The organism is Swaminathania salitolerans (assembly GCF_007988945.1).
GTDB classification, from domain to species: domain Bacteria; phylum Pseudomonadota; class Alphaproteobacteria; order Acetobacterales; family Acetobacteraceae; genus Swaminathania; species Swaminathania salitolerans.
The window spans coordinates 16,956-31,313 of the sequence record NZ_BJVC01000007.1 but is presented as its reverse complement, the minus strand read 5'-3'; the positions used below and the strand labels follow the sequence as shown (position 1 = coordinate 31,313).

Sequence of the window (14,358 nt, the reverse complement as noted above, 5' to 3'; positions counted from 1 at the left end):
GGGTCTGGAACCGTCGCCCTCCGCCTTGGCGCCCCGGATCGGCTGGGTCGTCATGGGCGCGCATTGTTGAGCATCGCCGGAACGGAATGCCGGAGTTCCGGAACACGCATCGATCCGGGAAATCGGATCGTTGTTGGCGCGCGCGACCGTCTGCCTCGCCGGATCTTCGGGACGGGAGCACGGCCCTCGCGGGGCCAGCAAGAGAAACCGGCGAGCGGTCGGGCTGAAACGGCGCAACCCTGCCGCGAAACGACAGGGAAGTCTGTGAAACTGCATATCCGGGCGGGACCGGCGCTGCCTGCCGGACGCTACCTCTGGCGGGTGCGTCCGTGTTACGATGGAGGTTCCGTATCCCGCTCCACGTAGGTCCGTCGACCTCAGCTGATTGCGAAGTCCGAGGTCTTGAGATCCGTCACGCCGAGGAAAGTAACCTTGGCGTCACCGTCGACCATGATCGACGTGTTACCGCCCGAGACCGTCGCCGTATTCAGGATGGATTGAGCGGAAGCGGCCGCATTCTCGGGCTTGTAGTCGTAAAGGAAGAACTTGTTGTCTGCGGCCCGGAAATCCGTGATCGTGAAGTCGCCCGCCGTATGGTTGGAGAGCATCCCGAAAAGATTGCCCGCGCCCGTGCCGCCGGTGACCGTGGCCGAGGAGTTCGTTCCGGCCGAACCGGGGAACGAGGTTCCGAAATAGAACTGGTCCGACGCTGCGCCGCCGATCACGGTCTGCTGGCCCGCGCCCGTCCAGGCTGAAACGCCGCCTGCGACGTTGCGCGCGTCGATATACTGATCGCCGGTCGTATAGGGCTGGTTCGCCGTGAAAAGCAGATGCCCCGTCGAGCTCATGGTTGCGACGAGATCGTTCGCCCCCCAGACAGTGCCGGTTCCTGCCGAAATCGAGGTCTGACCCGTGCCGGAGATGAATTGCAGGGCCCCGGACACGCTGATGTTCTGGTCGCTGCCATGCACGACCTGAAGGTCGCCCGCAGCGGAGATCGTATCGCCCTGCGTGCCCGTTACCGTAGCGCTTCCGCTGCTGACCGAGATGACGGAGGACGTGCCACCATAGACCGTGCTGTTATCCCCCACCGTGATCCTGTTATTGGCAGAGAAGTCCATGATCGCGGCATTCGTCTTCATGAGCGCGGTCGAGTTTCCGCCCTGCAGCGTCACGGTATCGATCGCACCCGCAGCCCCGTAAATGGTGTCCTTGCCTACGGAGTTGACGTAGTTGTTCGAGCCACCGAGATAGAGCGTGTTGTCCCCGGTCCCTCCGGTGATGGTGTTGGTGCCGCTCCCGCCATAGATCGTGTCGTTCCCGCTGCCGGTCGCGATATTCCAGTTTCCGTCAGATTTGGACGCGTTGAAATTGTTGTTGCCCTGCGTTGCCGCAAAGCTGCCCGATCCGTTGGCGACCGTGACATTCGCGCCGTACTCGTTGCCGGATACGATATTGAGGTAATTCGCCGTATTCTGGGTCGCATCGAGCGTCGTGGAGCCGGTAAGGCTGGCGGTATCGGTCGAAGCGATGACGACATTCGAGTAATTGCCCGACACTCCATAGGTGCCGGCGGTATCGATAATGGCCTGTGACGCCTTCTTGGAGGAAATGAGAGCGTTCGAGCCCTGGGAAAGGATCGAATTATCGACGCTCCCGGCCTCGATCAGGCTCTGGAGGCTGGACACATAGGAGTTCACCATGGTCCCGGCCGTATCGGTCGAGACATTGGGGATGATGACGGTGTTGTTCACACCCTGAACGACGATATTGCTCATGGCGGCCTCTGCTGTTTGGGTGCTGGCGCTCGTCTCGCTTTCCGGCTTCATGGTCAGGATGGGAGCGCTGTAGGAGTGATCCGAATAATCCACGGTTTTCGAGGAATCGTACGAGACGACCGGGTTCTCCACATTGTAGTTTCCCGTGACGTCGCTCGCCTTGCCTGTCCCGTTGGTTTCGACCTGGATATAGGTCCCGCTGAGATACCAGTTGCTGAGATCCTCGATCTTCCCGCTCAGTTGCGGATACATGGCAACCAGCGAGCTGATGGCGGACATCAACCCCTGATTGACGTCGACGGTGGTGTTGTACATCACCCCGTCATTCGACGAATCGAGCGGGTTGATATAATCGACCTGCGAGCCGGTGACGTTGAAAATCGACCCTCCATAAGTGGGGGGCATGTAGAAATAGCCCTTGGGCGCGCCGGTATAATCGACTGTCTCGAACTGCAGGAAAATGCCGAAACTCATATCGGCGCTGTGAAAATTGATCGTGAAGGCGATACCGGCCTGATACGTGCCGGTCGTGCCCCTGTAATCGCTGATTCCCTGATTGAATGACGCGGTGATCTGGTGGTTGAACGAATATTCCCCGTCCACCTGCTTGATTGCCGAGAGCTGCACATCCAGCAGTTGCCCGCCCTGGGCGGCAAGCTGGTAAACATAGTGACCGTTATCCGGATCGCGAAAAACGTTATAGCTGGTCTTGCCCAGAGACGACGTCGAGGAACCCTGCGTCCAGTGCCCGACCGAATAGCCGAACTGGTCGTCCCAGACCCGGGAATCCGTGCCAGCCAACGGGTCGAATGCGTTCGCGGCACTCCACTGGATCACCCCCCAGTCACTCGTGCTGCCGCCCGGAAGGTCTGACGAAACGTCATTGTACTGGATCTGACCGTCAACGATCTTCTGCGTGTTCATCGGAAGATTGGGCCCATCCACACTCGGGTCAGTATAGATGTCTTCCAGCGCCTGATAATTATTCGTATTCATCGTTAATCCCGACTCTCTAGCCGTTAATGGGATACTTACGCCTTCTACTCGACTGAGTTTGCGCTTGCTGCCTTTAAATTCACTTAATTCATTTGCAAAAAGATCACTGAAAAGTGATCATAATTTTTGCTACACTTCCCGAATGTTTGAACGATTTTTCTTCTATTGGGGTTGCATTCCCACGAATAGAATGTCGATCGCTCTCTGACGCAAGGTAGAAATTGGTAAACTTCATGTTCTTGTTTCTAATCGGGAAACCCTTCTGTCAAAAACCGTTAAATTCAATCCCCGAAACGATTGCGAATTGTGTCCTACAGATTCCTAATCGAGAGAAAAACGCCTGCGGACTCATTGTAAATTTGAATTCAATAAGGAACTTTTCGAAGACCGCCCCGGTCTTGTATTAAATATCCCGGTGTTTTTCTTCCCGCGACCTCCCCGTGCGACCGCATGAGGGCGATCGCTCGAACGGATACCGCCCGGAAATCCCTCTCTACGCGTCAAACCCTGACGGGCCTCATTCCCCTTCTTCGTGCCGACAGCGCGCATCGACGGCTTCGAGACGACCTTCTTCGGTCGTTCCCCGCTATCGACCCGGAAAAAAACCCGTTCGCCGGGCAAAAAAAAACCAGCCCATCCGGGCTGGTTTTTCCTGCAAACGAGAGAATCGATGCTCAGCGCGGGGCGAGCACCATGATCATCTGGCGATTCTCGAGCTTGGGCATCTGCTCGACCTTCGCCTTTTCCTCCATCTCGGTCCGGATGCGTTCGAGCATCTTGATACCGAGTTCCTGATGCGCCATCTCGCGCCCCTTGAAGCGAAGCGACACCTTGACCTTGTCGCCTTCGGCCAGGAACGAATTCATCGCGCGCAGCTTGACCTGGTAGTCATTTTCGTTGGTGCTGGGGCGCACCTTGACTTCCTTGATCTCGATGACCTTCTGCTTCTTGCGTGCCTCGTTCTTCTTCTTCTGCTGTTCGTATTTGAACTTGCCATAATCGAGAATCTTGACCACGGGCGGTTCCGCCGTAGGGCTGATCTCGAGAAGATCGAGCCCGACCGAATAGGCACGGGCGAGCGCATCACGGGTGGTCATCACGCCGGCCATTTCGCCGTCGGCGTCAATCAAACGCACCTGGGGAACGCGGATTTCCTCGTTCACTCGGGGACCCTCACGGGTCGGCGCGCTCTGCATCGGTGGTCTAGCTATGGTCGTCTCCTGTCGACGTTCTCAAAATCCTGCTTGCGGGTCGACAATACGCATGAAGGCGCCGGAGGATTTCATCACCTTGCTGTGACGAAACACGACGCCTTCACGAAAACCCGGTGCCTCGACATAGGCATTATCAGGCGCGAAAGCAAGATTTCTGCCGTCAGAGCCGCAGGATCAGCCCTGCAACCGGCGCATGTCCGGTGCGCGCGCCTCGTCGCCGAGCAGGCGCACGGCGTCCTCGAGACCCAGAATCTCCTGCGCCGACCCGCCGAGCCTGCGCATCGCGACCTTGCCTTCCTCTGCCTCCCGCCGGCCGACCACGAGAATGACCGGAACCCGCGCCAGGGAATGCTCGCGGATCTTGGCGTTGATCTTTTCGTTACGCCCGTCCACCTCGACCTGAAGCCCGGCGCGACGCAGTTTTTCGGCGACGTCCTGCGCATAGGGCTCGGCATCGGTCACGATGCTGGCGACCACCACCTGGGTCGGGGCGAGCCAGAGCGGGAACCTGCCTGCAAACTGCTCGATCAGGATACCGATGAATCGCTCGAAGCTGCCCAGAATGGCACGATGCAGCATGACCGGACGATGACGCGCGCTGTCCTCGCCGATATAGGACGCATCCAGACGCTCCGGCAGGATGAAATCGACCTGCAACGTGCCGCATTGCCAGTCGCGACCGATCGCATCCGTCAGAACGAATTCGAGTTTCGGGCCATAAAACGCCCCTTCGCCCGGATTGGTCTCGAATGAGACCCCTGCCAGGGCACAGGCTTCCTTGAGAGCCTTCTCCGACTTGTCCCAGGTCTCGTCATCGCCGGCGCGCGCTTCGGGGCGGTCGGAGAACTTCACGCGGAAATTCTCGAAGCCCAGATCGCGATAGACCTCATCGAGCATGGCGACGAAAGAGGCGGTCTCACTCGCGATCTGCTCTTCGGTGCAGAAGATATGCGCGTCATCCTGCGTGAAGCCGCGCACACGCATGATGCCATGCAGCGCGCCCGAAGGCTCGTAGCGATGACACGCGCCGAACTCGGCCATACGCAGCGGCAATTCGCGATAGGAGCGCAGCCCGTGGCGGAAAATCTGCACATGGCACGGGCAGTTCATCGGCTTGAGCGCGAGGGTCTTTTCCTCATCCTCGACCGTCGCGATGAACATGTGCTCGCGATATTTGTCCCAGTGCCCCGAGGCTTCCCAGAGCGCACGGTCCACGAGCTGGGGCGTACGCACCTCCTGATAGCCGTGACGGGTCTGAAGACGGCGCATGTAATCCTGAAGCACCGTATAAAGGCGCCAGCCCTTGGCATGCCAGAAGATCTGACCGACCGCCTCTTCCTGGATATGGAAAAGATCCATCTCGCGGCCGATCCGGCGATGGTCGCGCTTCTCGGCTTCCTCGAGCTGATGCAGATAGGCGTCGAGTTCCTTCTGGTCGCGCCAGGCCGTGCCATAGATGCGCGTCAGCATGGGGTTGCGATGATCGCCGCGCCAATAGGCGCCCGCCACCTTCATGAGCTTGAAGGCCGTACCGATATCGCCGGTGCCGCGCATATGCGGCCCGCGGCACAGATCCAGCCACGCCCCCTGACGATAGATCGAGATGGTCTCGCTCTCGGGCAGATCGCGGATCAGCTCGGCCTTGAAGCGCTCGCCCTTCTCCTCGAAGAACGCAATCGCCGCATCGCGATCCCATTCCTCACGCTCGAACGGCGCATTGGCGGCGATGATCTCGCGCATCTTGGCCTCGATCGCCTCGAAATCCTCGGGCGTGAAAGGCTGATTGCGGAAGAAGTCGTAATAGAACCCGTCCTTGATGGAGGGGCCGATGGTCACCTGCGTGCCGGGCCACAACGCCTGCACGGCCTCGGCCAGAACATGGGCGGTGTCGTGGCGGATCATCTCGAGAACGATATCGTCCTTGCGCGTGATGAAACGGAGCGCGGCATCCTCGTCAATGACCGTCGAGAGATCGACCAGCTTGCCATTCAGGCTCATCGCAACGGCAGCACGGGCCAGACCGGGTCCGATCGCAGCCGCGACTGCCGTGCCGGTCGTGGCACCGTCGAACTGGCGAACGGAACCATCGGGCAGGGTTATGGCAGGCATGGACATGCGCTCCTGACGTAAAAGGAAAAACGATCTGCTCTAATGCCCCCGGTTCACCAGCGCCGCAACCCTGGAAACGTCGAGATCCCGCAGATCCTCCTGAACGAGAACGCTCACCTGCCCCGGCCCGAGACCGACCGGTGCCGTCAGACGCGGGTCGCTCTCGGCAGAAAACAGGACGATCGCGCGACAGCCGAGCGACGCTGCCAGATGCATCGGACCCGTGTCGTTTCCGATCGCAAGACGCGCCCCGGCAAAGACGCTTCCGAGCTCCATCAGATCGGTCCGGCCGGTCAGATCCTGCGCCTGCGGACAGATGCTGCGGATCGTCTCCGCAAGGCTCCGCTCGGCTGCGGAACCGACGATCAGCACATCCAGACCGTATTCGTGCAGGATCGCAGCCAGTGCGCCATACTGTCCGGCGGGCCAGCGCTTGGCAGGCCGATGCGGTGCGGCGCCGGGAACGAGCACCGCATAAGGCCTGTCTCCGACCGGGGCGCCCGCGCTCAGCCAGCGCAGATCGGGAGCGCCTGCCTCCGGCACGCCCAGACGGGCGAGCTGATCGCGCTGGCGCGCCACGCTGTGCATTGCGTTTCGCCACGGATTGTCGTGACGGAACGCACTGCGCCTCGCAAGGCCGCTCCAGGCGGTTGTCGATGCCAGACGATAATAGCGCGTGCTCCGGCGCGAGGTCTGGAGATCGATCACGAGATCGTATCCGCGCAACCGGGCACGCAGCGAAAACAACCCGGGGAGATCCCACCATCGCGGCCGTGAATCGCTCTCGATCCTGTCGAACCAGGGACTCCGTCGTGCCATTTCACAGAACGGCGCGGTCGTCAGCAGGGTAATCCGGGCCTCGGGCCAATGCTGCCTGATGGAATGGAACGGTGCGAAAGCCTGAACGAAATCGCCCAGCGCACCGTGCTTGATCACGAGAATGCGGGTCATGGGCCGACACTAGCCCAGCCGCATCCGGGATGATACGCCTGAGCAAAGAGCCAGATCGAAGGGGCCGACATGTCCGCCACCACGCCGCGCATCCTGTCCTATGGAAGCATCAATATCGACGTCACGGCCCGGGCGCACCGATTGCCCCGCCCGGGCGAAACCGTCCACGCCGATGGCTACGAGACGGGCCTTGGCGGCAAGGGCGCCAACCAGGCCGCCGCCGCGTCCCGGCTCGGACAGGGATGCGGTCTTGCCGTAGGGCTCGCCGGACGCATCGGAACGGACAGCTTCGGCGCAGATGCGCGCCGTCTCCTGACTCCGTTCGGCGTCGATACGACCGCCCTGCGCGAAACGCCCGGACATCCGACGGGCATCGCGCTGATCACCGTCGATGCCGCAGCCGAAAACACGATCACGGTCGCAGGCGGCGCCAATATGGCACTCGACGAGAAAGACGTCGCCCGGGACGCCAGCCTGATCCGTGCAGCCTCCACGCTTCTGCTGCAGCTCGAGATCCCCCTCGCCGTCACGCTTGCCGCAGCCGAGGCAGCCCGCGAAGCGGGAACATCCGTCATTCTCGATCCGGCACCTGCCCCTGCGGAAGCTCTGCCCGAGCGCCTTTTGCGTCAGGCCGATTTCATCACGCCGAATGAAAGCGAAACCCGGCTCCTCACCGGGATCTATCCGGAAACCGAAGCCGATGCCGCGCGCGCCGCGCGACAGCTTCAGGCAATGGGCGCAGCGGGAGCCGTGGTGAAGATGGGCGCACGCGGCGTATTCTATCGCCGCGGCGAGGAGGAGGGCTTTGTGGCACCGTTTCGCGTCGAGGCGATCGACAGCGTAGCCGCAGGGGATTGTTTCAATGCAGGTCTGGCCGTCGCACTCACCCTCGGCCTCGGCCTGTCGGATTGCGTCCGTTTCGCGGCGGGATGCGGCGCTCTCGCGACTACCCGTCGGGGTGCCGCAAGCGCTGCCCCTTTCTGGAACGACGTTGCCGGACTGACGGGACTTGCCTCTTTGCCCGCGTGAGTCTGCAACTGACTTTGCGGCTGTCTCTGCAGCTGTCTCTGCGGCGGGCCGTTCATCTCACGGCTGATCGGGATCCGCATCCAGTACAGCCTCGTCCTGACGCGCCAGATCCGCCTCCCTGCCATCGGGTGAGAGGACGATAACCCGATCCCAGTCCGCCCGGGCCGCGGCCAGATGCCCCAGACGCACATGGTCGATGCCACGCTCGAGCAATGCCTCCACGGTATCGGGCGACAGGGAGAGGGCTGTCTCGACATCTGCGAGCGCCTTGTCGGAGTGATCCAGATGACGCCACGCTATCGCCCTGAGCACCAGTGCCCGGCTACGGGCCACGTCCGGGAGAGGCTCGAGTCCCTGCAATGTCGCAACGACATCCTTCCAGGCGCCGCGCATGGCAAGACTGCGCGCCAGAAGCACATGAAGAGCGACCGCGCCCGGCGCTCCGGCCAGACCGCGCCGGGCGGACGCCTCCGCAGCGTCGCCATCCCCGGCGAGAAGCCAGCATTCCGCAGCCTGTGCCGCAACGATGGCGGCCCGGTCGTCATCCCCGCGCCCGGCAGACGATCCGGAAGCCTTTCCGTCTCCCGGCGCTTCGGCAGCGCTGCCGCCGGGATGCGTCATGCGGCCGCCGGTCCGGTCGGGCCTGTGGTCCAGAGGCGGCGCCGAACCGCGACCGAGGGCGTCGAATGCCTCTGCAGCCTCCCGATACCGCCCCGCCTCGCGCAAGGCACGCGCAGCGCAGAGACGGGCATCGTCACCACCGTCATGACGCCCCCAGTCCTGCGCCTCCTGCAAGGCCCGATCCGGAGATGCGGCAGAAAGGGCCAGACAGGCGTCCAGACGCGACGGCGCTGCCTGCACGTGGCTCCGTGTCTGTATCTGCGTCTGGGTCTGTATCTGCGTCTGGGCATGGGCATGGGCATGGCTCATCCCGATCCAGAGGCTGCCCCCTATCGCCAAGGCTTCGAAACCGTGTTTCATACAGCATGATTGGCGCGGCCCCGGCTGTGCGGTCAAGCCGGAACGGGAACACTCATGCCGCCACATCTCGTCATTCTCGGTCAGGGCTATTCCGCCTCGGCCACCGCATTCCTGGCCCGCAAGCGTGGATGGCGCGTCACGGGTACAAGCCGGACGCCCCCCGCCGACGACCCCGCGCTGATCGCTTTCTCCCGTGTCGGACCGCTCCTGCGCGAGGCGACCCATCTTCTCGTGAGCATCCCTCCCGGCGAGGAGGGAGACCCCTCCTTGAGGCTCTATGCCGGGCTTCTGCGCCAGACGCATGCGCTGCGCTGGATCGGCTATTATTCCACCACCGGCGTCTATGGAGACCGGCAGGGCGCGCGCGTCGACGAGACCACACCCGTTTCTCCGGGACAGGAACGAAGCCTGGCCCGCGTCAGGGCCGAATCGGACTGGCGCGATATCGCCATGTCCTGCGATGCACATTGCGATATCATGCGCCTGGGCGGGATCTACGGGCCGGGCCGCTCGGCTTTCGACACATTGCGCTCCGGAAAGGCCCGGATCATCGACGCTCCCGATCATCTCTTCAGCCGTATCCATCGCGACGATATCGCCGCTGCGACCCTCGCCGCGATCGACAGCGCCTCGCCCCTGAGCGCGCAATCCAAAGAAGAACACGGTGAGAGAGAACACTCACGGGAGGGCGTGCCGGAGGCGGGATCGGATGAGTCGGGTGCGCGTATCCTCAATTTCGTCGACGATACGCCGAGCCCCCAATCGGCCGTGCTCGAGGAGGCCGCCCGTCTTGCAGGCCTCCCGCTGCCGCCTCGGCTGACCCTCGACCGGGCATGGGAAACGCTCAGCCCCATGGCACGCAGCTTCTGGTCGGAACGGCGCGTGGTCGATAGCCGCCTCACCCAGAAGCGCATCGGTCGTGTCTGGCGCTATCCGGGATATCGCGAGGGACTCGCCGCCATTTTCGCCGGGCACGAACTGGGGTAAGGCATGGCTGAACCACCGTACCGGACTCGAAACCGACAGGCACTGGCGGACAGTGCCTCAATCCCGTTGAGCGCGACCACCCGATGAATCCGTTCCGTTCCCTCCCGGCGGCCTTGCGTAGTCTGGTCGGCTTGTTGCCTGCCTGTCTTCTCGGCGGTTGCATCACCATAGGTCCGAGCCGGCTGTCGCACGACCAGCTCGATTATTCGCGTGCTCTGGGCGAGGCCGAAAAACATGCGATGCTGCTCAATATCATCCGCATCCGGTACGCCGATCCGCCGACCTTTCTCGATACGACGCAGGTGATCGCAGGCTATCAGCTCAACCGCTCGGTCAACGGAGGCTTCAACGCCTTCCCGTCCGGCGTGGGCAGCTATCTTTTCGGAAGCAGCACGGCGACACTGCAGGAAAGCCCGACCTTCACCTATCAGCCGGAAACCGGGCAACAATATGCGGAGAACGTCATCCGGCCGATCTCGCCTGTGGTCATCATGCCGCTCAGTCTCGGCGGCCTGCCGATCGATACCCTCCTGCGTCTCACTGCACAGTCGATCGACGGATTGTCGAATGTGCGTGCGCTCGGTGCGGGTCCGACCGGCGGAGGATCGGTCCGGTTCTATCTCCTCCTGCACGATCTGCGCCAGCTTCAGGTGGCTGGCGCCATGACCATCCGCATCTCGACCGATGCGCCGAAACCCTCGGGCGATCAGCCGCCTTCGGGTTCGGCCAACAAACCCTCGGGCACGCAGCCCGAACATGCCTATCTCGTCCTCACCGCCACATCCGATCCTGCCCTGACAACCATACAGGGTGAAGTCAGACGCCTGCTCCATCTCGATCCGCACGCGGAAGAAGCCGAGATCGTCTATGGCCCCTATCCGAAGGTACCGGGCCAGATCGCCATTCTCACACGCTCGATGTTCGCGATGCTGTCCCAGATCGCATACGAAATGGAAGTGCCGGAAGACGACATCAAGGCCGGTCGCACGCTCCCCACGATCAGCCCGGTCGGGATCGAGACCCGGCCCGACGTGGTCATCCATTCCGGTCGTTCCCTTCCGGACCATGTCTACGATTCGGTCCGGTATCGCGGGCAGTGGTACTGGATCAACGATGACGATTTCCGGAGCAAGCTGAGCTTTACCATGATGCAGATCCTGGCCGCCCTCGCCGCGACGAGCCATTCGCCGGGCGCCGTCATCACGATTCCGGCGGGATAGGGAACGGATTCGCCGGTCCTTCCGCCCGCGCCTGACGGGTGGGTCCGGACAGGCATTTTCTCCGGGCGGGCATTTTTCCTCCAACGGAAACGACCCGGCCGGAACACCCGAAAGTGAGCCGGATATCCTTCTTTTTGTTCATTTCCTGCTCATAAAGTGGAAATGATGCAATATTCCTGCGCCATTCCTGCGCCTGACGTCACACACTCTGAATATCCCAGTCTGCGGCATCAAACGTATCAGGAATTTCACCGATATGTGTTGCCGTGATCCCTTTCATATCGGGATAGGTTTCCCGTTCGTCTCAAGGAGGTTTCATGACATCTCGATCCAGACCCAGACGCCTGGGCGACTGGGCAACTCTTGCCCTGGCGCTTCTGATCGGCCTGTTCGGTCTTATCTTCGTCGGCGGCGGTGGATATCTCGCCAGCCTCGGCGGCTCCCTCTATTACCTCATCTGCGGCATCGTGCTGATCGCCTCGGGCGGTCTCATGGCCATGGGACGCCTGCTCGGCGGTTGGCTGTTCCTGCTCGCCTGGGCAGGCACGATCGTCTGGACGATCTACGAGGTGGGATTCGACTGGTGGGGATGGCTGCCGCGCCTGTTCGGCCCGACCCTCATCGCCATTCTGGTGGTCCTCAGTCTTCCGGTTCTGCGTCGGCAGGACACCATCCGTCCCGTTTCACGCGGAGCTGCCTGATGCGCAAGCCAGCCTTGTTCGCCGCTACCATTCTGGGCGGCATGATCTCGACATCCCTCGCTCTGGCGCAGGTGCCGCCCTCGAATTCGAGCCCCGGCGAAGACGATACCCCTCCCTCGGCCGCCCATCAGGAAGGCCCGGGCAAGTTCGGCGCCCCCTCCCCCTATGCCCCGCAGGCACCGGGTGTGAATGCGGCCAATCTTCCCGATATCGCCGAGATCGGAATCGACGAGATCCCGACCGCCGTTCCGCAACGCGACGCCAACCCGGCCCGGGAAGACTGGCCCGCCTACGGGCGCGATTCGAACCAGTCGCGTTATTCGCCGCTCGACCAGCTCACGCCGCAGAATGTCGGCCAGCTCAAGCGGGCCTTCATCTATCACACGGGCAGCAAACCCGGCCCCGGCCAGCAGAACAAATGGGCTGCCGAAACCACACCGATCAAGGTCGGCGATTCGCTCTACATGTGTTCTGCAATGAACGACATGATGCGGATCGATGCCACCAACGGCAAGGAGATCTGGCGTCACAAGGCAGGGGTCAAATATCACTCGATCCCCTATACGGCCGCGTGCAAGGGCGTCACCTACTACACCTCCTCGACCGTCCCCGAGGGACAGCCCTGCCATGAGCGCATCATGGAAGCCACACTCGACATGCGCCTCATCCAGGTCGATGCCGAAACGGGCAAGCTCTGCGAGGGCTTCGGTCATGGCGGTCAGGTCAATCTGATGCAGGGCATGGGCGAGTCGGTGCCCGGCTTCGTCTCGATGACCACGCCGCCGCCGGTCGTGAACGGCATCGCGATCGTGAACCACGAAGTACTCGACGGCCAGCGCCGCTGGGCGCCTTCGGGCGTCATCCGCGGCTACGACGCCGAAAGCGGAAAATTCGTCTGGGCCTGGGACGTGAACAACCCGGACGATCACCACCAGCCCGAACCGGGCAAGCATTACAGCCGCGGCACGCCGAATTCCTGGGCTGCGATGACGGGCGACGACGCGCTCGGCCTCGTCTACGTTCCCACGGGCAATTCTGCCGCCGACTACTACAGCGCCATGCGCAGCGACAAGGAGAACGCCGTTTCGTCTTCCGTCGTGGCACTCGACGTCCGGACAGGCGAGCCGCGCTGGGTATTCCAGACCGTCCACAAGGACGTGTGGGACTACGATCTCGGCTCGCAGGTCACGAAATTCGACTACCGTCATGCCGACGGATCGGTCACGCCGGCGCTTCTGGTCCCGACCAAGCGCGGGCAGACCTTCGTCCTTGATCGCACCACGGGCAAGCCCCTTCCGGAATTTCCCGTAGTCGAGAAGCCGGCTCCGTCGCCCGGCCCCATGTCTGACGATCCGCGCGCACCGACCCAGCCTTATTCCGTCGCTTTCCCGCGTCTCTCCTTCCCGGATCTGAAGGAAAGCGACATGTGGGGCATGTCGCCGATCGATCAGCTCTATTGCCGGATCAAGTTCCGCAAGGCGCGCTATCTCGGGGAGTTCACGCCTCCGGCCGTCGACAAGCCGAATATCGAATATCCCGGCTATAACGGCGGAAGCGACTGGGGCAGCATGGCTTACGACCCGAATGCGGGCATCGTCATCGCCAACTGGAACTCCACGCCGATGTACGACCAGCTGATCACGCGCAGGAAAGCCGACAAGCTGGGACTGCGTCCGATCGACAATCCCCATTACGACCCCTCCGGAGGTGGTGCTGAGGGCAATGGCGCACAGGCGGATACGCCTTATGGCATCGTCGTGAGCCCGTTCTGGAACCAGTACACGGGCATGATGTGCAACAAGCCGCCCTACGGCATGATCGAGGCCATCGACGTGAAAACGAAGAAGGTGCTCTGGTCGCGTCCGCTGGGAACCGCACGCGCCAACGGACCGTGGAACATGCCGACCGGTCTGCCGCTCAATATCGGCACACCCAATAACGGCGGCTCCGTGGTGACGAAGGGTGGCCTGGTTTTCGTCGCGGCAGCGACCGACAACCAGATCCGCGCCATCGATCTCAAGACCGGCAAGGATGTCTGGTCCGATGTTCTCCCCGGGGGCGGTCAGGCCAATCCCATGACCTATGAGGTCAACGGCAAGCAATACGTCGCGATCATGGCGGGCGGGCATCACTTCATGATGACTCCCGTCACCGATCAGCTTGTGGTCTATGCCCTGCCGGACAAGGCGCAGTAAGCCGCAGCACGCGCCGATCGACGATCGCCTGTCACCCGGCACTTCGCCATCGGAAGGCAGACGATCCCGGTGACACCGCAGGGCCGAACGGCCCTGCAGAACCCCATCGCAGGACGATGTCGGGCGAAACGGTCGGGGGCACGCGCTCCCGGCCGTTTTTTCATGACCTGCGTCTTCCGTTTCCGGTTCTCCCTGTA

10 protein-coding genes are annotated in these 14,358 nt (G+C 62.2%); 5 read left to right on the top strand and 5 right to left on the bottom strand.

All coding sequences use genetic code 11. From position 1 onward, the window contains the following. Positions 1-377: 377 nt before the first annotated feature. The 4 genes from SSA02_RS12040 to SSA02_RS12025 form a co-directional block, all read right to left on the bottom strand. Entirely contained in the window at positions 378-2,774 is a 2,397-nt protein-coding gene (locus SSA02_RS12040) for a beta strand repeat-containing protein (protein ID WP_147094337.1), read from the bottom strand. Positions 2,775-3,448: 674 nt separating this feature from the next. Continuing rightward, complete coding sequence (gene infC / locus SSA02_RS12035; protein ID WP_147094336.1) at positions 3,449-3,970, bottom strand: translation initiation factor IF-3; 522 nt, start codon at positions 3,968-3,970, stop codon at positions 3,449-3,451. A 192-nt stretch (positions 3,971-4,162) separates the two neighbouring features. After that, positions 4,163-6,097 (bottom strand): threonine--tRNA ligase, encoded by a 1,935-nt coding sequence (thrS, locus tag SSA02_RS12030; RefSeq protein ID WP_147094390.1) that lies wholly within the window; start codon positions 6,095-6,097, stop codon positions 4,163-4,165. Positions 6,098-6,136: 39 nt separating this feature from the next. Then, positions 6,137-7,048 (bottom strand): glycosyltransferase family 9 protein, encoded by a 912-nt coding sequence (locus SSA02_RS12025; RefSeq protein WP_147094335.1) that lies wholly within the window; start codon positions 7,046-7,048, stop codon positions 6,137-6,139. A gap of 69 nt (positions 7,049-7,117) precedes the next feature. On the opposite strand from SSA02_RS12025, the gene SSA02_RS12020 reads away from it, so the two are divergent. After that, entirely contained in the window at positions 7,118-8,077 is a 960-nt protein-coding gene (locus SSA02_RS12020; RefSeq protein WP_147094334.1) for a ribokinase, read from the top strand. A 57-nt stretch (positions 8,078-8,134) separates the two neighbouring features. On the opposite strand, the gene SSA02_RS12795 is transcribed toward SSA02_RS12020, so the two are convergent. Further along, complete coding sequence (locus SSA02_RS12795) at positions 8,135-9,007, bottom strand: tetratricopeptide repeat protein (protein ID WP_186807789.1); 873 nt, start codon at positions 9,005-9,007, stop codon at positions 8,135-8,137. 105 nt (positions 9,008-9,112) lie between these two features. Between SSA02_RS12795 and SSA02_RS12790 the strand changes: the two genes are divergently transcribed. From SSA02_RS12790 to SSA02_RS11995, 4 genes are all read left to right on the top strand, one after another. Further along, positions 9,113-10,045, top strand: a complete 933-nt coding sequence (locus tag SSA02_RS12790) for a Rossmann-fold NAD(P)-binding domain-containing protein (RefSeq protein WP_186807788.1) — start codon at positions 9,113-9,115, stop codon at positions 10,043-10,045. Between the two features lie 83 nt (positions 10,046-10,128). Next, positions 10,129-11,265 (top strand): hypothetical protein, encoded by a 1,137-nt coding sequence (locus SSA02_RS12005; RefSeq protein ID WP_246103899.1) that lies wholly within the window; start codon positions 10,129-10,131, stop codon positions 11,263-11,265. Between the two features lie 317 nt (positions 11,266-11,582). Further along, positions 11,583-11,966, top strand: coding sequence for a glycerol dehydrogenase (locus SSA02_RS12000; RefSeq protein ID WP_147094331.1), 384 nt, complete (start codon positions 11,583-11,585; stop codon positions 11,964-11,966). Continuing rightward, entirely contained in the window at positions 11,966-14,161 is a 2,196-nt protein-coding gene (locus SSA02_RS11995) for a pyrroloquinoline quinone-dependent dehydrogenase (RefSeq protein WP_147094330.1), read from the top strand. Before SSA02_RS12000 ends, SSA02_RS11995 begins: the two co-directional genes overlap by 1 nt. Positions 14,162-14,358: the final 197 nt, after the last annotated feature.